The sequence below is a fragment of the Gimesia fumaroli genome (assembly GCF_007754425.1).
GTDB classification, from domain to species: domain Bacteria; phylum Planctomycetota; class Planctomycetia; order Planctomycetales; family Planctomycetaceae; genus Gimesia; species Gimesia fumaroli.
Map to the genome: position 1 here is coordinate 7,469,369 of NZ_CP037452.1, position 18,269 is coordinate 7,487,637.

Annotated in this window: 14 protein-coding genes; 12 read left to right on the top strand and 2 right to left on the bottom strand. The window is 42.3% G+C overall.

The annotated features are described in order from the left end of the window. Positions 1-27 precede the first annotated feature (27 nt). Entirely contained in the window at positions 28-1,419 is a 1,392-nt protein-coding gene (gene asnS / locus Enr17x_RS28350) for an asparagine--tRNA ligase (protein WP_145313600.1), read from the bottom strand. A gap of 444 nt (positions 1,420-1,863) precedes the next feature. Here asnS and Enr17x_RS28355 point away from each other — a divergent pair, with 444 nt between their 5' ends. The 10 genes from Enr17x_RS28355 to Enr17x_RS28400 all read left to right on the top strand — a co-directional run bounded on the left by Enr17x_RS28355 (position 1,864) and on the right by Enr17x_RS28400 (position 12,802). Then, positions 1,864-2,970: a type II secretion system F family protein gene (locus Enr17x_RS28355; protein WP_145313602.1), complete on the top strand. Its 1,107-nt coding sequence runs from the start codon at positions 1,864-1,866 to the stop codon at positions 2,968-2,970. Beyond that, entirely contained in the window at positions 2,970-4,232 is a 1,263-nt protein-coding gene (locus tag Enr17x_RS28360) for a type II secretion system F family protein (protein ID WP_145313604.1), read from the top strand. Before Enr17x_RS28355 ends, Enr17x_RS28360 begins: the two co-directional genes overlap by 1 nt. A 31-nt stretch (positions 4,233-4,263) precedes the next feature. Beyond that, complete coding sequence (locus Enr17x_RS28365) at positions 4,264-5,808, top strand: type II secretion system F family protein (protein WP_145313606.1); 1,545 nt, start codon at positions 4,264-4,266, stop codon at positions 5,806-5,808. Positions 5,809-5,820: 12 nt separating this feature from the next. Continuing rightward, on the top strand, positions 5,821-6,273 hold the full coding sequence (locus Enr17x_RS28370) for a hypothetical protein (protein WP_145313608.1): 453 nt from the start codon (positions 5,821-5,823) through the stop codon (positions 6,271-6,273). Further along, positions 6,266-6,874, top strand: a complete 609-nt coding sequence (locus Enr17x_RS28375) for a PulJ/GspJ family protein (protein ID WP_145313610.1) — start codon at positions 6,266-6,268, stop codon at positions 6,872-6,874. Before Enr17x_RS28370 ends, Enr17x_RS28375 begins: the two co-directional genes overlap by 8 nt. An 8-nt stretch (positions 6,875-6,882) precedes the next feature. Next, positions 6,883-7,344 carry a hypothetical protein gene (locus tag Enr17x_RS28380; RefSeq protein ID WP_145313612.1) on the top strand — a complete coding sequence of 154 codons (462 nt, stop codon included), beginning with the start codon at positions 6,883-6,885 and terminating at the stop codon, positions 7,342-7,344. Positions 7,345-7,386: 42 nt separating this feature from the next. After that, the gene (locus tag Enr17x_RS28385) at positions 7,387-8,310 is read left to right on the top strand and encodes a DUF1559 domain-containing protein (RefSeq protein WP_145313614.1); all 924 of its coding nucleotides are present in this window, start codon (positions 7,387-7,389) and stop codon (positions 8,308-8,310) included. A gap of 143 nt (positions 8,311-8,453) precedes the next feature. Next, on the top strand, positions 8,454-9,326 hold the full coding sequence (locus Enr17x_RS28390) for a DUF1559 domain-containing protein (RefSeq protein WP_198000849.1): 873 nt from the start codon (positions 8,454-8,456) through the stop codon (positions 9,324-9,326). Between the two features lie 9 nt (positions 9,327-9,335). Further along, positions 9,336-11,195 (top strand): hypothetical protein, encoded by a 1,860-nt coding sequence (locus Enr17x_RS28395; RefSeq protein WP_145313618.1) that lies wholly within the window; start codon positions 9,336-9,338, stop codon positions 11,193-11,195. Between the two features lie 32 nt (positions 11,196-11,227). Continuing rightward, positions 11,228-12,802 carry an ABC transporter permease gene (locus Enr17x_RS28400; protein ID WP_145313620.1) on the top strand — a complete coding sequence of 525 codons (1,575 nt, stop codon included), beginning with the start codon at positions 11,228-11,230 and terminating at the stop codon, positions 12,800-12,802. A 17-nt stretch (positions 12,803-12,819) separates the two neighbouring features. Here Enr17x_RS28400 and Enr17x_RS28405 read toward each other — a convergent pair whose 3' ends face one another. Beyond that, on the bottom strand, positions 12,820-13,761 hold the full coding sequence (locus Enr17x_RS28405) for an alpha/beta hydrolase (protein ID WP_145313622.1): 942 nt from the start codon (positions 13,759-13,761) through the stop codon (positions 12,820-12,822). A gap of 274 nt (positions 13,762-14,035) precedes the next feature. Between Enr17x_RS28405 and Enr17x_RS28410 the strand changes: the two genes are divergently transcribed. Both Enr17x_RS28410 and Enr17x_RS28415 read left to right on the top strand, forming a co-directional pair. Next, the gene (locus Enr17x_RS28410; protein WP_145313624.1) at positions 14,036-15,148 is read left to right on the top strand and encodes a protein-glutamate methylesterase/protein-glutamine glutaminase; all 1,113 of its coding nucleotides are present in this window, start codon (positions 14,036-14,038) and stop codon (positions 15,146-15,148) included. Between the two features lie 760 nt (positions 15,149-15,908). After that, positions 15,909-18,269 (top strand): ATP-binding protein, encoded by a 2,361-nt coding sequence (locus tag Enr17x_RS28415; protein WP_145313626.1) that lies wholly within the window; start codon positions 15,909-15,911, stop codon positions 18,267-18,269.

Below are 18,269 nucleotides of genomic sequence, written 5' to 3' on the forward strand. Positions count from 1 at the left end.
TGTACTCGAACCACCTGTGATGGAAGATTAAAACTCCGCATTTTTCGGAGTTCGGGGGAATGGTATGCAATCTCGAATATTGGTCATTGAAGTGATTAATTGAATCAGGCGTTCAAATCCTAAACCAAACCCGGAATGCGGGACAGTACCATATTTACGCAAGTCGGTGTACCACCAATAATCATCCGGATTTAATCCCCCCTCTTTCATCCGATCAATCAGAACATCGTAACGCTCCTCACGCTGGCTTCCGCCAATAATCTCACCAACACCGGGCACAAGCACATCCATGGCACAAACGGTTTTTCCATCATCATTACAGCGCATATAAAACGGTTTGATCGTTCGCGGATAATTGTAAACAATGACCGGCTGTTTGAAATACTCCTCCGTTAAGAATCGTTCGTGCTCTGACTGCATATCACTCCCCCACTCAATGGGATAGTCAAATTTCTTTCCGCTGGACTTCACAATTTCGATTGCTTCCGTATAAGAAATTTGAATGAATTCATGGCTCGTGATATTCGTCAGTGTTTCGAGCGTTGTGTTATCAATTCTCTGATTAAAGAACTCCATGTCTTCTGAACAGTTTTCAAGCACATCACTAATGACCGTCCTGACGAAGCTTTCTGCCAACGCCATATTATCCTGGAGATCGTAAAAGGGCATTTCTGGCTCAATCATCCAAAATTCAGCCAGATGACGAGAGGTATTAGAATTCTCAGCTCTAAAAGTGGGGCCGAAGGTATAGCATTCCCCAATTGACGTTGCAAATATTTCTGCTTCCAATTGCCCGCTAACTGTTAAAGAAGCAGGTTTTCCAAAAAAGTCCTGAGAAAAATCAATCTCTGTTTTGACTTGCGCAAGTCGTTCCAGGTTGAGTGTGGTGACCTGAAACATCTCTCCTGCTCCTTCACAATCACTGGTCGTAATGATGGGAGTTTGAATGTAAACAAATCCGCGCGTCTGAAAAAAACGATGAATCGCGGCTGCCGCCTCATTACGAACTCGTGTAATCGCCCCAAAGGTATTCGTTCGAGGGCGTAAGTGCGCAATCTCTCTCAAAAATTCAAAGCTATGCCGCTTTTTCTGTAGTGGATAAGTATCGGGGTCTGCGGTACCGTATAAAACAAAAGATTCTGCGTGTAATTCAATTCGCTGATTTTTGCCAGGTGATTCATTCACTTTTCCTGTCACGGAAATACTGGCCCCCGTATTAACATCTTTAATTGTAGCCTCATAATCCGGAACGTTTTGATCAATGACAATCTGCAAGTTGGTCATACAACTGCCATCATTTAATTCAACAAATGAAAAACCACTCTTGGAATCGCGGCGTGTTCGAACCCAACCCGAGACCTTGATTGTTTCTCCTGGTTGAGCTGTACTTAATGCTGTTTTTATTTTCGTCCGAATCATACGAAAGGAACTTTCCTGATTTGAATTCGTGACACTGCGACACGATTGATTTTGGGAAATTCAAGACAGCCATCACTTGTTTAGCGAGGGCTGTTCAAAGACTGATTTCTAGTGCACTTACTAGAAAACGGTTTCCTTTTTTAATATGCCGTTTGGAATCTGTAAACTGTAATACTGCGGGCCGGGCAATGATTGTGCTTTTCCAACAGAAATTTCTATTCAACAAGATCGAAAAACAGCACTTTTTGTATCTTTATAAACAAAAAGCCCTCAATCAGCGTTCTCATGAAAGATAGTGTTGCTGGAAAATGGATCTAAAGCTTGTTTGAAATATCATGTCCCAATTTCTGTTAACCCAACACACTTCATCGTAAACCACAATGCCGTGAACGTAAGGTCACTTCACCAAAACGATCTAAAATAGATGCCGAGATTCAAAAACGAATGAGTAATCCTGACTCCCTCCAGCTCAAGAAAATCTCTCCAGAAAGCCTGGCTGATCTAAACGATGAGCTTTCTGCCATGATTCGTGCAGGAATCCCATTAGATGAAGGTTTGCGGAATGCGGCAAAACACTTGAGAAAAGATTCGCGCCAGTTCATAGAACAACTCGCTTTAAGGGTCCAGCAAGGGGAGACTCTGGGAGATGCGATCGACCAGGAGTCGAAAACACTCCCCATCTCATATGTTTCATTAATCAAGTCGGGGCTGAAAATGGGGCGACTTCCAGAAGCCTTGCAGGCCTACACATCCTTTTCTCGCTCTCGCATGGAACTACGCCAGGAACTTGGAAACGCATTATTATATCCCGCTTTTGTACTCATGATGGCGTTTCTACTTTCGCTGTTTGTCTGCTTTATGATATTTCCGCAACTCATGGTCGTAAATAAAATGTTCCAGCTGGAAATTACTCCTCTTATGAGTTCCATTTCAGCCTTGTTTGAATTCTATCAAAGCTGGTATCTACTGATCCCGCTGGTTTTCTGCCTATTATTCATCAGCTGGAAAACCAGTCGATTCTCATTCCTTGTTGCTCGAGAACAAAATGAATCCTTCATAGGAAAACTCTTTTCAACAATCGCTTATGGGTGGATACCAGGATATCAGACATTAGTTCGAGAAATGAATTATTCGACTTTTGCCGAAATGTCGGGCATCCTGCTGACCTATGATGTTCCCCTGCATGAATCTCTCACACTGGCAGCTGAATCCACAGGAAACACAAAAATCATTACGGAATCGCACTCTCTTTCCAGACTCCTGGTACGCGGGACTTCACTCAAAGAAGGAATTCAATCCTGCAAACAGTTCCCAGACTTTATAAAATTGATGATGATGGAAAAGACTCATCAGAATCATCTACCCCAGATTATGTCTGAAATAGCACGGGTCTATCGAGCGCGCGTTTTAAATCGCATTGATTGGATTAAACGAATCATTCCCGTCACACTTCTAATTGTAATAGCCGGTGGTATCACCGCTTGTTATACACTCATTGTGTTTATCCCCTTCGTTGAAATATTAAAAATGTTAGGGAGTCCCACGACCTAATGAATCATTATTCTTATATTTGCACAGATGATAACGGACAGGAAAAACATGGCTTCCTGCAAGCAAAAAATGATGAATCTGCGCGTATAAACCTGATGGAACAAGGCCTGAGAATTGTTCGGTTGGATTTGTGTTCTGGAGAAGAAATCCCCCAGCCTGATACGAATGCTGTATCAGAAAACATTGCATCTTCAAATCATCAACTCTCTGAGTATGGTAAAACAGCGTGGAATCCTGACACTGAATTCCTTGATCACTTACCGAAAATCTCCCAACTCAATGTCCATGGTATGCCGCTTTCAGCAAGCATGCGTACCTTGGCTGAAGAGACCACTTCTAGAAAACTCTCTCATACATTTCAGAGAATAGCCATTGATCTGGAACAGGGCACAACTACAGAAGAAAGCTTCTCTCGGCACTTGAAGCATGTTCCTCAAAATCTGGAATCACTGATTCGAGCAGGCGCCCAAACTGAGCAACTGGAATCGATTATTGAAAATTATATCGAGAGCCAAAGGCTTCTGGTCCAGTCGCGGCATAAAGTTATGACGTCTCTTTTTTATTCATGTGTGTTAGTTTTGGGTACTTTTTCACTCTTTTATTTTCTGATGGTTTCCGTGGTCACAAATTTCCAATCAATTTTTATCGACTTTGGAATAGAATTGCCCACAATCACAATTTTGACGATCAGTATCTCAAATTTTCTTTCTTCCTATGGTTTATCAGCTTTAGCAATCCTGTTATTCAGTTTTGCCGGAATCTGGTTCAGTTTTGACTTGTTCAAAATGCAGGCGATACGTAGGCGCCTCATAAATCATATACCGATTCTTGGCAATATTTTAAATTACACCTCAATTGCATTATTTTGCCGGATGCTGGCTACGATCATCGAAGCCAAAATCAAGCTGCCTGAAGCAATTGAATTAGCCGCCAAAACGACCAAAGACCCGAACCTAATTGCTGGCTGTGTACTATTGAAGCAACGAACGAGGGAAGGATTTGATCTCCTGGAAGCTTCAATTGAAATCCCCCATTTCTCCCAAAATTTCGTACCTATTTTTCAATGGCAAGATCGCCCCGATATTTTCGTTGATTCACTACGTGCCAGTAGTAATATATTTCAAGCCAAAGCAAACATGAAGACAGGGGTGCTTGTATTCACGCTGCAGCCACTTGTGCTAATTGGAATCATAGTCAGCATTGGCCTGCCGATCGTAGCAATCTATCTCCCTTTAATAAAGCTACTCAATGATCTCTCATAACTAATTTTTTCGTCAGAAAGTTGCTTCAATCGTGGATGTACTCGGTCTTATTATTAGTTTGGCATTCTTTGTCTATTTTCCTATCGCAGGAATTTCTTCGATTCTTCTTGCGCGCAGAATTAATGATTTTGGACATCAGGGCGTCAACCCACTACTTAAAACCTGTTGGACTTCCTTTACGATGTTCATGATGGGTTGCAGTGTCATTTTAATTGGCTGCAGTTTTTTCTCTCTGAGCACCAGTCAGTATTCTGGTGTAGGAGCAATATTTCTCATTATTCCCATTACACTCTTGCTCTCACTTACCATTTATCTGGAATATCTGTGCTATCTCTCTACGTCTGCGCTTAACCAGGGAGATGAACATGATTTACCCGAGCCACTACGTAATTTGACACATAAAACACATGTCTTAGGATGGATCGTCCTGGGGTTACCTTTGTTGTTATTTGCACCGGGCTTGCTATTAGCAGCTACGGTAGTGTTATCATTTGCCATGGTATTCCTGGTCTTTGTGATTCTTGGCTCGGTGTTAAACATCATGTCCGTTTCGAAACGGGCCAATGAGTCTGAGCTGCTTTGGTTACTCGCACTTTGCGTAGAAAAAAATATCCCGATTGCAGAAGAACTCGATATGTACTCGCTCACTCAAAAACGAAAGTATCGAGAAAAGATCCAACTTTTGAGCAGTCGGCTCTACTCTGGCGAATCACTTTCCGATTCTCTGTCTACAACACCTGGGCTGGTCCCCCAATCGGCAATTGTTGCAGTGCGTATAGGTGAAGAAAGCAATAGTCTGGGAATCGCCCTGCGAGATGCTGCTGTTCAGTCTACCAAGAAACTAAAACACTTATCTGATAACTCTAATCTCACCATCATCTTTCTTTATTTGACAGTTGTAGTGTCGATTCAATTTCTGATTACCGGTTTTATCATGTATTGGATCATTCCAAAATTTAAAAAAATCTTCTTAGATTTTGGAACCGAACTTCCCTCGGTCACACTTGGACTCATGAATGTCAGTGATTATTTCGTTGCCTACTTTTATTTATTTTTACCGCTATTTTCTCTCCCCATTATCGCATTGGTCCTGACACAAGTCGGCAATTACTATGGGTGGTATAATTTGCGAATCCCCTTCTTCACAGAATGGTTCCCGCGTTTAAATACTCCTCATTGTCTGAGACAGATTGCGCAGTCAGTTTCCGTTCAAAAACCTCCTCAAATTGCTCTGGAGTCGATCTCAACATTTCACCTCTGGGCGGACGTCAGAATGCGCACTCAATCCGTGAATGAACGAATCAAACAGGGAGAAAATACCTGGGAATCCCTGCAGAATGCCAAGGTAATCAATGAAACTGAAGCTGCTTTGTGCTCCACTGCCGAACGAATGGATAATCTTCCCTATGTGTTGAGAACGCTGGCAGAATCCATAGAACTTCGTAGAGCCAGAAAATTAAGAGTTCTATTGGAGTTCCTGAAGCCGATCATTATTTCATTCCTGGCTATTCTGGTCGGATATTTTGTAATTGCACTATATATGCCTCTTGTCAAATTAATTTATGACCTTGTTTGAACTCTATTTATTATGAATATCCATCGTCACAAGATAGCTCCCCAACACACTTGTTGGAACAAGCGAAGTGGTTTTACGATTTTTGAAGCCTTGATCTCGATGATTCTTGTCAGTGCCACTGTGGCTATTTCCATACCAACCCTCAAGGTGGTCAACCTGCAAAGAAAATCAATCAATGCGAAATTGATCGCGACAACTACATTAGCCAACCTTGGAGAAAGAATTGTTGCTGAAAATTCATGGGATGACCTCACTTCAGAGAAAATGGCTGAATACGAAGCTGAGATTCCCGGTCAATTAAATTTGAAAGAACCTCGATTAAGTATGAAGCTGGTACAAACAGAAAATGATCCGGCAGTGCGTCAGGTGCGAATTCGTCTCTCTTGGGAAAATCCCTATGGTGAATCTGTCGATCCGTTACTCCTTTCCCTGTGGTTCTATCGTGAAGGGAGTTCTGATGAATAAACGCAAACCAGCAAACTCAAAATCACAGAAAACATTGATCAAAAACATAAAGGTCATTCCCAGAGGTGTCTCACTCATTGAAATGTTGCTGTTGATCTCGCTGATGTCAGTGATCTTTACTGTATCAATTACAACTCTGGGATTTCTCATGCGTGTGGAAATGAAAGGGACTGCTCGAATCCAGGAGACTCTCAGTTTTCAGAAAATGTCTCGCCAATTTCGAGCGGATGCCGGAACTGCACATAGGTCTGTACTCATCACGGGGAACAGTAACAACTCCGATCAACTCAAGCTTGAAATTGAGCCAGACACATCAATCACCTATACCAAACACAAGACGAAAAATTCGATTCTCAGGTTGAAACAACAATCCGAGAAAACCATCGCAAGTGATGAATTCCGCATCCCCGTCGAACTTCTCCAATTCCAGATTGAGAAGGTAAACCAACGGGAGCTTGTTACCATGCTGCTCCAATTTACCCCTGAAGAAATTCATGAGAATCAGACCGTAAAAAAAACTAACACCATTTTGAAAGTGGAGTCCCTCGTTTCTCAGAAGTACTCTCTTCAAAATCGTATTAAAACAAATAACTCGAATTGATAGAGAAGATGAAACAAAAAACAGTCATTCCCGGGTCAAATATATGTGAGCAACGCCAGTCCCGTTGGATTCAGCGGCGAGGAACGATTGTCCTGATTCCAATGCTCTGTCTGGTGTTGTCACTGGCAGTGATTGGAGGACTATTAAAACAGACCTCGATAGAGCTCAAACAGCTGAAAAAAGAGCAATATCTGACACAGGCTAATTGGCTTGCAGATGCCGCAGCACAACGCGCCGTCAGGAAATTGCGCGAAGAACAAAATTATACCGGAGAAACATGGACCCTCTTACCAGAAGAGATTGGCGGAAAATTCCCCGGAAGCATCGTGATCGAAATAAACCGGAGTCCTCAGAATAATCAGTCAATCACCATTCGAACCCTCGCCAGCTATCCATCAAAAGGACTGGAGCGGGTCCGAGTTATTCGTGAATGGCCTTCTAAGTTAAGTAATACGATATCCAAAAACTAAGTCTCCTTCTGAAAAGAACAAAACCGCAGCGAAGGAATCATCATGGAACAAATTGATCTACCATCACCCTCAAAGCAGCAGGACTTAACCAGAGGTTTTACTTTGATCGAGTTACTGGTTGTGATTGCCATCATTGCCATTTTAATTGCCCTGCTCCTGCCCGCAGTTCAACAGGCACGCGAAGCAGCACGCAGATCCTCTTGTAAAAATAATTTGATGCAAGTCAACGTAGCACTACAAAATTATGAGATGGCTCACAATGTTTTGCCTAGTGGCACGGTAAATCCTACAGGCCCCATTCTGAATGAAGCGAAAGGGTATCATGTCAGTTGGATTTTACAAATTCTGCCTTACCTTGATGAGCAAACCGCGTTTAATAAATTTGATTTCAATAAAAGCGTGTATGATCCGGTAAATAAACAGATCGCCGACTATCGAATTCCGACCTTAAGATGCCCTTCCAATCCAAATCAGGGGCATTGCTATGCAGGAATGCACCATGATATTGAAGCTCCTATTGACTCAAATAATAATGGCATTTTATTTTTGAACAGCAGTGTGAGTTATGATGACATTCCCGATGGAAGTTCCAAGACACTCTTTATCGGTGAGCTTACGGAAGGCAATGAGCTAGGCTGGGTTTCAGGAACGCGTTCGACTTTACGAAATGCCGGTACTGCCATAAATCTCAATAATGCCAAATTATTTTCAGGCCGCGCTGCCTTTGAAAATCGCTTTCCTTCAGAAGATTCTGAATCTGATACCGAAACCCCGAACAAAGAGGCCGAATCACCAGAAGGGAATAATCAACTTCTCCAAGTCGGTGGATTTTCGAGTTATCACACAGGGGGGGCGCATTTTGGAATTGGTGATGGATCAGTTCGATTTCTCAGTGAAAACATCAGTGTTCCACTCTATCAAGCCTTAGCAAATCGACACGATGGGCAACTCGTTTCTGATTATTAAATGAGGTCAGCTCATCCTTGGGAACTCGCTGTAATGTCTAAGACCCTCAGGAATTGAGATTTTCGATGAGATTAAAACACCACAAGCACCTGACACGATCCGGATTTGTTCTGATTGAGCTTCTCGCCGTCTTAATGATTATCATGATTCTGATTGCGCTTTTACTTCCCGCAGTCCAACAGGCGCGTGAAGCTGCTCGAAGTACCAGTTGTAAAAATAATCTGGCTCAAATTGGTGTCGCATTACAAAACTATCAGATGGCACACTTGTTGTTACCCCCTGGTACAGTCAATCCGAAAGGCCCTATCCTCAATCAACCGAAAGGCTATCATGTTGGATGGGCAATTCAGATCCTCCCATTATTGGACGAAAAAGCCGCATTTCGCAGCCATAACTTCAAATTTGGTGTCTACAATTCTACAAATCGACTCACCGCGAACTATATCTTGCGATGTTTTCAATGCCCTTCCAGTGCTCGAGGTGGTTTTAACTACGTCGGTTGCCATAATGATTTAGAGACACCTATTGATGTCGACAACAACGGCGTTTTGTTTCTGAACAGCAGCATCCGAGAAAAAAACCTGAAAGATGGTCGTTCTTACACAATTTTTGTGGGAGAGGCCCTTGATGGCGGTTTTTTAGGATGGACATCTGGAACTTCCTCCACGCTTCGAAATACGGGAACTAAAATCAACTTCGTGAATCCAAATCAAAGTGCATTCGCTCAAGCCTATCGATACGGAAACTATGGAGAATATCGTTTTGAAGATCAAGCTGATGACATGCTTGACGACCTTAATTCCCAACCAGAAGATTTAAATTCGGAAGGAATTGCAAACACTCCCGAGGAACAAAAGCGTCTGCTTCAAGTTGGAGGCTTTTCCAGCGCTCATACAGGGGGTGCCCATTTTTGCCTGGGTGATGGTTCAACTCGCTTCATCAGTGAAAATACGGATTTCCAAATTTTGAGAAATCTCGCAAATCGCCATGATGGCAATCTGATTGGAGAGTATTAGGTTGCCAACATGAAAATGAAGACGCGAAATTTCAAACTGAAATGGGTCATCTATTTCTCGGTGGTCAGCTTTGTTTTTCCTCAATTCGTAGAGGCCATTGAAATACATGACATCCGATGGGGATTCAACAATCGGCCCGTTGCTTATAAAATTAATCCAGTCACGCTTTTGGTTGAAAATACCTCGCCAACACCATTTGAAGGTGATATCAAATTTCAACAAGTATCATTTCGTGGCCAGCGAATCGGAATTACTCTGTCAGCGACAACTTATATTGCACCATTTGAAAAAAAGTCGCTGCAGTTCTACCCGTATATCGCAGAGTCTGCAAACAATTGGGAAGCGAGCTGGGAAGATAAAAACAATCAACATGTTCAATCATTTCTATCACCCCGCCCAACAACCAATGATGTCCTCATACAGTTAGTACAGCCAGATAGCCTGGACCGAATCATCCCCGGCATCAAACAGTACCCCGAAGACCTGTTCCCCCCCTTGCTGGGGGCTGTCGACTCGTTAGATGGAGTTATTCTGGATCATGTTCCTAGGTGGGAAAAATCGCGCAGAACAACCTTCCTGCAATGGATCTTTTCAGGTGGAATTGTTCATATCTTTGAAAATTCGAATGGAGACCTCCCACTCTTCCCGGAATCGTATTCTCCCTTAAATGAAATTGCAACTCCGGTATTCTATGGGAATGGAGCCGTTTACCGTTATCAAACTAAATTGAGCGATCTTTCAAATTCAGACCTGAAACGATTGATAGACAGAAATACTCGCGTTTCCCAAAACCGACCGACAAGTGAAAAGGATACTTCTTCTCCTCAGTCACTCAAGTCTACAGACATAAAATTCTCGGAAACTGTAACTCATTTTTCAATGGCCAGTGACGAAGAAATTCTTGCCACATTGACCGAGATCAGCAAGCCCAAACAAATTTGGTATTTCATTTTCTTACTCTCATTTTTTTACTTGATTGTTGCCGGTCCAGGTTATTATCTGGTCATGAAATTCTCAAAGAAGCATTCTACTTATTACGGAGTGTATCTAGTTGGAACGATCCTGTTTTGTTTGATTTTCTTAGTGATTGGTCACCATAGCACAAACCGCACATCTCAAATTCACTCTTTGGTTATCGCTAACATTATGCCTGATAACGAAATTGATCTCACATCCTGGGCAAGTCTTGGAATGGTACTGGGAGGAGATTTCGATATCGCATATTCTGGAGACACACACATTTATTCGGCATGCCAACCCTATTCGAAAGTCAACGGTATTGTTACCTGTGGCACTGAAGGGCAAATGCAAGTTGATATTCCACCTAATTCATCCTGTACCGTCTTCCATCGCGGAAAGACCACGGAAACAATCTTTAATGTGAAGGTCAGTTCGTTTCTAACAAATGAAACAGGAGTGGAGCATATCTCATTGGAGACTGATGATAAATTTCCACGAGAGGTCGAACAAATTTATTTTCTGTTTGGTGCAAAATTGTATGAATTAAAAAAGGAAAATGAGCGACTAGAATTTCAAGGCAGTTCTAAAAACCTTTTCACCGTACTTAATACAAATCCACTTATGGAGATTAATTTTTTCACGCCAAACAGGCTTTTACCTTTCATCAACCCTCGAAACCCCAAAAAAGATTTTGCCTTAAAAAAACTCTTTCCCATCTTACTGCAACGTGCGATGCGGTTGTCAGCCAAAGATATTAACCGCAGATATCGTTATCCTGAAAATCGTGGTAAGCTATTTGTTCTAAGTAAAATCCCAGATAATCTATTTCCGAAAACACCTGACATTTCACGAAAAAATGGCTTGGTATTGTATTCACTTGAAGTTCTATTTACTGGCCAGACTGATTGACTCACTTCTTACTATACTGAAAGATGCCCGGGATGTTTCAAGGGTCATTGATTTTTGCCAGTTTTGCATTAAAGAAAGACATTCGTCTCAAACGAACACACATTTTCCGCTTCGTCTGTATCGGCCTCGTGTTCATTATTTTGTTTTCATCATGGTTAACCAGTTCCAAGATCAGTTCACCTGGACTCGATTTTTTCACAAAAATTGTGTGGCTCAATTTCTGGCTGATCACATTAGCAGGCATCGGATTCTTCTCAACCGCCATCACTGAAGAAAAAGAGGAAGAAACTCTTCCGTTGCTCAAGTTAGCCGGGATTGATTCACTGGGTCTCCTTCTGGGGAAATCTACAGTCAGATCATTAAGAATAATTTTGATCTTAATAAGCCAACTTCCGTTTTTAATGCTCGCTATCGCTTTAGGAGGAATCACTCCATTACAGATTGGCGCCACAATAGTAGCAATGATTGCTTACGTGATTTTGATTGCCAATTTTTCATTGCTCTGTTCGGTATATTCTAGACGCTCAGGCGAAGCAATTATCCTTGTCCTGATCGGCTTGTTTATTCTTTTCTTGGCTCCCACGATTTTAACAAAGATATCGGTGAACCTTCAGGCACGTGGATACCTTGCTGCTGACGAACTGATTCCCCAATTCATCAAAGCGTACCAGCAGTTCGCTCACGAAATTTCAGTCACCGAACGCATTAAAACAATTCTGAGCACTGGATACTCGGGATCTGTGTTCAATACACAAGTCGTTGGCAATTCATTGCTTGGGCTCATCTGCTTCATTACAGCCTGGTTCTTCTTTGAACGTTTCACTATGACAAACCATGTCAAAAAAGAGAGGAAAATGTCACAAAATGGTGAACAGATTCAGAGAAAATCCCGCCCTGGTAAACTGGCATTCCTCTGGAAAGAATTTCATTTCGTAACGGGTGGCAAAAGAGTCCTGATTATCAAGTCAATTCTATACATTTCGGTGATACTCTTTGTAGTAGGGGGAGGGTTATTTTTAGATCAGCATTCAAAGATGAGTTTTCTTTTTTCATTTTCCTGGAACGAGTTAATACACACCTCACTCTTACTGATGCTGGTCGGATTAGTCGCGGAATGCACCATCTATACCTCTCGTCTTTTTCGTGAAGAACGAAAACTGAAAATGCTCCCATTAATCACGATTCTACCTCATTCATTCATACGTATTGTCTATGAAAAAATCTTCGGATGCATGAGTGCCCTTATTCCAGTTGGCATGGCAATCGGATTCTTGATATTGATTGCACCAGACAGTTTTACAAATTTTTTCAACTCTGGTATCAACTCGCTCTTACTGCTATTCGGTATTCAATTCATACTTTTTCTGCACTTACTGGCTTTCTACTCACTCATTGTCAGATGGGGGGCACTTGCTTTTGCGATCGGCACGATGATTCTGGTTGAATCCGTTGCAACCCCCTTCCTCCAAATTCTTTTTGTATTGTTTCATGTGGCGATTGGTGAGGCTGGAATTATTTTGCCTGTATTTTATTTGAGCTTAATTAGCTGTTTTATTTTACAACTTCTGATTGCAAAACGCTTACGGCAAATTGCTGCTGAAGAATAATTGACTATCTTGTTGAATTATCCTTTAGAGAAAGCTGTCTTTAAGTACCGCCCCGTTAGCTGGACTGCTTCAAATGCCCGATCGTATAAATCAGCACGTCTGAAAAAGCCATGAATCATATCTTCAAAATTGATATGTTCGACATTTCCTCCTGATCGCCGCATCAGTTCGACATACTGGACTGCTTCAGAATAAAGGGGATCATAACCCGCTGTGATCACAATTGCATCTGGCAAACCACTCAGGTCTTTGCAGCGCAGCGGAGATGCATAAATTTCACGTCCTGCTGACTCATTCGGAAGATATTGTTCCCAGAACCATTCCATCGCGCGTTTGGTGAGAAAGTAGTCGATCCCGTATTTTTGATACGATTCTGTATCGAACCGATAATTCGTTACAGGATAGACAAGCATTTGATAGATAAGATTCAGACGATTGGGTTGCCTGGCTCTAATCGCGACTGCTGTTGCGAGATTACCTCCTGCACTGTCACCACCGACAGCAATTCTTGTCGGATCAATTTCTAATTCGCCTGCATGGTCTGAGATCCATTCAGTAGCTGCATAAGCATCTTCAAAGGGTACAGGGTAAGGATGTTCCGGAGCCATTCGATAATCAACAGATATGACTTTACAGCCTGCAGAACCTGCCAGATCCTGGCACAGACCATCATAAGCATCCAATGTTCCCATGACCCATCCACCCCCATGAAAGTAAACCAGTGCGGGGAATGCCGCAGGTGAATTCGCTTCGGATTCCTCTGGTGTGTAAATTCGAACCGGTAATTCTGTCTGATTGACAGGGAGTTTAAGGTCTTCAATTTTTTGAGCGGGAAAATGAGGTTCTGGTGAAGGAGAAAGCGTCGACCTGATAAGCTCTGGAGTCATTTCATCAAACGAGGGTAAGTCAACTTTTGCAACTTCTTCAAGGTATTGGACCACTTGGGGATGGACTGGCATTTGAGTTTCCTAGGAGGGATTTATCTGCTTGATTCAACTTATAAATACATTTGGTTATCTATCACTGAGAACGTGACGAGCCAATTATAACGGATAAACACATTTTTCTAAAAACAGTCTGTCTTTTCATTTCAAAAAACATCTTACAATCTGCAGTTTGGAATTTTCTTGACCTATTGTAATCAATAGAGCCCCTATGTGTTAATTCGTGATTCTGCATCAAGTTTAACATTTATTTAATCCCATTGTGCTATTTTCGCAGGGAAGTAAAGCCATGACCCCCAATCCCATTCGCGTCTTAATCGTTGACGATTCAGCTGTCATTCGAGGCTTGATTTCAAAATCACTTGAACAAGATCCTGAAATTATCGTTGCGGGAACTGCAATGAACGGGGAACGTGCACTAAGCTGGATGGCTTCCAATCCAGTTGATGTCGTCATTCTCGACGTCGAAATGCCGGTCATGGACGGGCTCACTGCCTTACAAAAAATCCAGAAAGATTTTCCAGCTGTACCAGCCATCATGGCCAGTGGATTAACCAGCAAGGGGGCGGAAACCACAGTAAAAGCACTTTCACTTGGTGCTGTGGGCTGTGTTGCAAAGCCTCAAACTGCCAGTGCTGCAGAAAGTATTCGTGTGCTTTCCCGAGAGCTGGTGATGATGATCAAAGCAGTGGGACCTAAAAACAGCTCTTCCCCTGCCCAGACTCGTCCTGGAACATCTAACCAGATCAGTCAACAAACGCAAACTCGGCAAAAAGATATCTCGGGTAAGCAGTTGTTTACAAAAAACATCAAGTTTTTTAAACAACCCGAAGTTTTAGTGATTGGTACAAGCACAGGCGGGCCGAAAGCACTGGCTGAGCTCTTACCTCAAATTCCAGTGGACTTTCCAATTCCAATTCTCATCGTTCAACACATGCCACCAGGATTTACTGAGATCCTGGCACAACATATCCAAAAAGATAGTGGTCGGACATGTGTGGAAGCAAAACACAATGAGCCGCTGGAATCTCACAAAACGTATGTTGCGCCCGGTGGTAGTCACCTACTGATTGGCGAAAAAAATGGCCAAAAAGTTACTTTAATCAACCAAGATCCTCCTGAGCATTTCTGCAGACCATCCGTAAACCCCTTATTCAGGTCAGCTGCTGAGCATTTTGGAAACTCGACCTTGGCGGTAATGCTGACTGGAATGGGCGAAGATGGAATCGAAGGTACACACGACATTGCTCGAGCTGGTGGAACGATCATTGCTCAAGATGAAGCATCCAGTGTCGTCTGGGGAATGCCGGCTGCAGTCGCCTGTGCGGGCTTAGCAGATAAAGTACTTCCGCTGTCCGAAATAGCAGCAGAAATCAAGTCGCAGTGCCTGGTACGTGCATAGACTCTTCAGCTGATAACTGTCCAAAACCAGCCTCACCCAAGCGTGAAATACCGCCACAATCGACACCCCTGTAACGACCGGAGAATTTCAGAAAATCGCTCCAAAAGTCGATTTGTCGATTCTTCTATGGGTTTGCTTAAGAGAAGTTCGATACTTTAAAATGACCTGATATTGGCTGTTTCTTATTTAGTGCTAGCCAGAAATTATCAGATTCACGACTATGTTACCTCTCAAGAGAAAGCAGCTTTGAATCTATCTGGTTGGAAGTGAAGCAAATACGATCTTCTACTTAGATTTCACTCTTGCCGATTTGAAAGAGTAGCTCTAGATCGCTGCAGCTTTTCAATTAGAAGACCAGATTTTGTTGATCGCCAGTATCGTTCACCCCCCTCTGAACGGTGCTGGCGTTTTTTGTAGATCGACTGAATTCCTGAGTGTGTAACACTTTAAGGGCCACATTCCGATCCGAGGTCTCTTCCACCAGAACATTCCCGCTCTCAAACAGAATCCACTCGTCTGTTAACTTCGCTGTAACCCTCACTCTCCACATTTAGTGAAACCCAATCTCAAAATCTTGAACCGATAAATCCATCTATTCCCCTCATGATTTATTTTTCAAGATACAGTTTGCTGGAGGGATATGCCTTCATGGCCAGATGGGGTTTGGTCCACTTTTCACGAATTTATTTTTGTAAATGAAGCCTAAGCCACTTCATTTGTCACATTAACCTCTCTCAAAATCCGACGTAGCAATAAATCCATGCAGAAACATAAGCCATTTGCACGAATTGCAACGAAATTGAGAAAATGGCCGATCGGGGACAGGCTCAAATTCGCATTCGGCTTATTGGTATTAGTACAAGTCATAAGTGGAATTGTCACTCTATTTCAGTTTTCTAAGATCAATCAAGATATTTCACAGCTGGTGACTGTGGAAGAGCCTCTTGAAGAATCGGTTCTTGAAATGGAAATCAAAGCAGGTGAAATTGCGCGAGCCGTGCTTGATTACGTGAGAGATCGAAATCAGAAACACCTTACAAAATTAATTCTTTCCCGTGATGGTTTTGCCGAGAACTATTCTCAATACCAAAAACTTGCTCAGTCAGATGAAGAGCGTTATCTCAGTACGGAAATCGCTCAACGATATTCAGACTATAACCAAATGTCTGGCGCAATCATTCGGTTAGCAGACCAGAGAAATGCTGCACTAAAAGTATTTGTGAATCACGTGAACCACATTAATCAGCTGATCGATAATGAGCGTGTGAAATCGAACAATGATCATTCTGATGAGGGAATAAAAAAAGCAGATGCTTCTCATAACATGGAAAAATATCTGAATATCGCGTTTGGTTCGATTGAAGAATATATCGTTCAACGAAATCAAAGTTTACTATCCCGAATCTTTGAAGCAGAACAAAACTTCAAATTCTTTGAAGGCAAATATCTTGAAGCCATTTCGAATCATGTCGAGAGACAACGCATCAAAGAAATCGATTTGGAGTTTGCCCAAGCAACCTCTTACGGAAATCAAGTCGTAAATTTCACGGATAATATTGATCAACTTCTTGGAAACTTTGAGCACAAACTTGATTCAATTGATGACCTGCTTCACGATCAGGTTCATCCCCTGATTCATGCCAATACAGTGAGCGCAACCCACGACGCAGATTCATCTATTCAATCTGCCAAGATGGTGGTTAGCATCCTGGCGATTCTTGGAACGATCTTCGGTCTGTTTTCAGTCTGGATTATATCTCGTGGAATAGTCGCACCGATTTTAGAACTCTCTGAAGGTGCAGCGCTCATAGCAGCCGGTAATGTAAAACATCGAATCCAGGTAGATTCACAAGATGAAATAGGGCGTCTAGCGGATACATTTAATCATATGGTTGAAGACCTTGTCATTGCGCATCAAGAGGCAGAAAAAGCCAGTGATATCAAAAGTGCCTTCCTGGCTAATATGAGTCATGAAATCCGTACTCCGATGACCGCCATCCTCGGATTTGCAGAAATCATGCGTCAGAAAAATCATGACGCGGAAACGATGCGATATATCGACACCATTAAAAAAAATGGTGAATATTTACTCGAACTGATCAATGATATTCTTGATGTATCTAAAATTGAAGCAGATAAACTTGATGTTGAAGCCATTCAATGTTCCCTGATCGAATTGATAGAAGATGTCAAAACCCTCATGGAAATTCGAGCTCTGGATAAGGGACTTGAATTAAGCATCATCATTGATGGAAAAATCCCCAGTTGGATTCAAAGCGATCCCATCCGACTTCGTCAGATTCTGATCAACCTGTTAAGCAACGCAATAAAATTTACGAAACAGGGAACCGTTCAATTAGTTATTCGAGCAATTGATTCAAACTCTGAAGCCCCTGGCTTACAGTTTGATGTGATTGACACTGGAATCGGAATGACGGAAGAGCAGCTCTCGCGCTTATTTCAGCCATTTGTGCAAGCGGATTCTTCAACAACGCGTAAATATGGAGGGACAGGTCTGGGACTTACGATTTGCAAACGACTGACTAATATTTTAGGTGGGGAGATCTTTGTAAACAGTGAATATGGAACAGGATCTACGTTCACTGTCACTGTCAAGATTGGAAAAGTCACTGATGTCGAGTTTGTAGACCAGCTAACATTCAAATCGGAATATAATGAAAGCTTAGCGAATACAAATAGTAAAATCGATTTTGAGATGGACTACAACATCTTGCTGGCAGAAGATGGGCTTGATAATCAGAAATTAATTCGTTTTTTATTGACAAAAGCAGGTTGTCAAGTAACGCTAGCCGATAACGGAAACAGAGCCGTTCACCTGGCCTTGGAAGCCACGGAGAAAGGTCAGCCATTCGATGTTATCCTGATGGATATGCAAATGCCGGAACTGGATGGATATGCGGCTACCAAACAACTTCGATCCAAAAGTTATCATCATCCAATCATTGCCTTGACTGCTCATACAATGAGTGAAGTACGTGAAGAATGTCTTGCTGCAGGCTGTAATCATTTTGCAACGAAACCAATTAACCGAAGCCAGTTCTTTGCAACGATTCACGAATGTATCACGGAGTATCGCCAACAGGTAGATACGCTTTACTAA

What these genes read in the sequence shown, in the direction of transcription:
- Enr17x_RS28400 (WP_145313620.1), top strand. Translation starts at nt 11,228, where the DNA reads ATGTTTCAAGGGTCATTGATTTTTGCCAGTTTTGCATTAAAGAAAGAC.
- Enr17x_RS28380 (WP_145313612.1), top strand. Translation starts at nt 6,883, where the DNA reads ATGAAACAAAAAACAGTCATTCCCGGGTCAAATATATGTGAGCAACGC.
- Enr17x_RS28405 (WP_145313622.1), bottom strand. Translation starts at nt 13,761, where the DNA reads ATGCCAGTCCATCCCCAAGTGGTCCAATACCTTGAAGAAGTTGCAAAA.
- Enr17x_RS28355 (WP_145313602.1), top strand. Translation starts at nt 1,864, where the DNA reads ATGAGTAATCCTGACTCCCTCCAGCTCAAGAAAATCTCTCCAGAAAGC.
- Enr17x_RS28385 (WP_145313614.1), top strand. Translation starts at nt 7,387, where the DNA reads ATGGAACAAATTGATCTACCATCACCCTCAAAGCAGCAGGACTTAACC.
- Enr17x_RS28410 (WP_145313624.1), top strand. Translation starts at nt 14,036, where the DNA reads ATGACCCCCAATCCCATTCGCGTCTTAATCGTTGACGATTCAGCTGTC.
- Enr17x_RS28395 (WP_145313618.1), top strand. Translation starts at nt 9,336, where the DNA reads ATGAAAATGAAGACGCGAAATTTCAAACTGAAATGGGTCATCTATTTC.
- Enr17x_RS28390 (WP_198000849.1), top strand. Translation starts at nt 8,454, where the DNA reads ATGATTCTGATTGCGCTTTTACTTCCCGCAGTCCAACAGGCGCGTGAA.
- Enr17x_RS28370 (WP_145313608.1), top strand. Translation starts at nt 5,821, where the DNA reads ATGAATATCCATCGTCACAAGATAGCTCCCCAACACACTTGTTGGAAC.
- asnS (WP_145313600.1), bottom strand. Translation starts at nt 1,419, where the DNA reads ATGATTCGGACGAAAATAAAAACAGCATTAAGTACAGCTCAACCAGGA.
- Enr17x_RS28375 (WP_145313610.1), top strand. Translation starts at nt 6,266, where the DNA reads ATGAATAAACGCAAACCAGCAAACTCAAAATCACAGAAAACATTGATC.
- Enr17x_RS28415 (WP_145313626.1), top strand. Translation starts at nt 15,909, where the DNA reads ATGCAGAAACATAAGCCATTTGCACGAATTGCAACGAAATTGAGAAAA.
- Enr17x_RS28360 (WP_145313604.1), top strand. Translation starts at nt 2,970, where the DNA reads ATGAATCATTATTCTTATATTTGCACAGATGATAACGGACAGGAAAAA.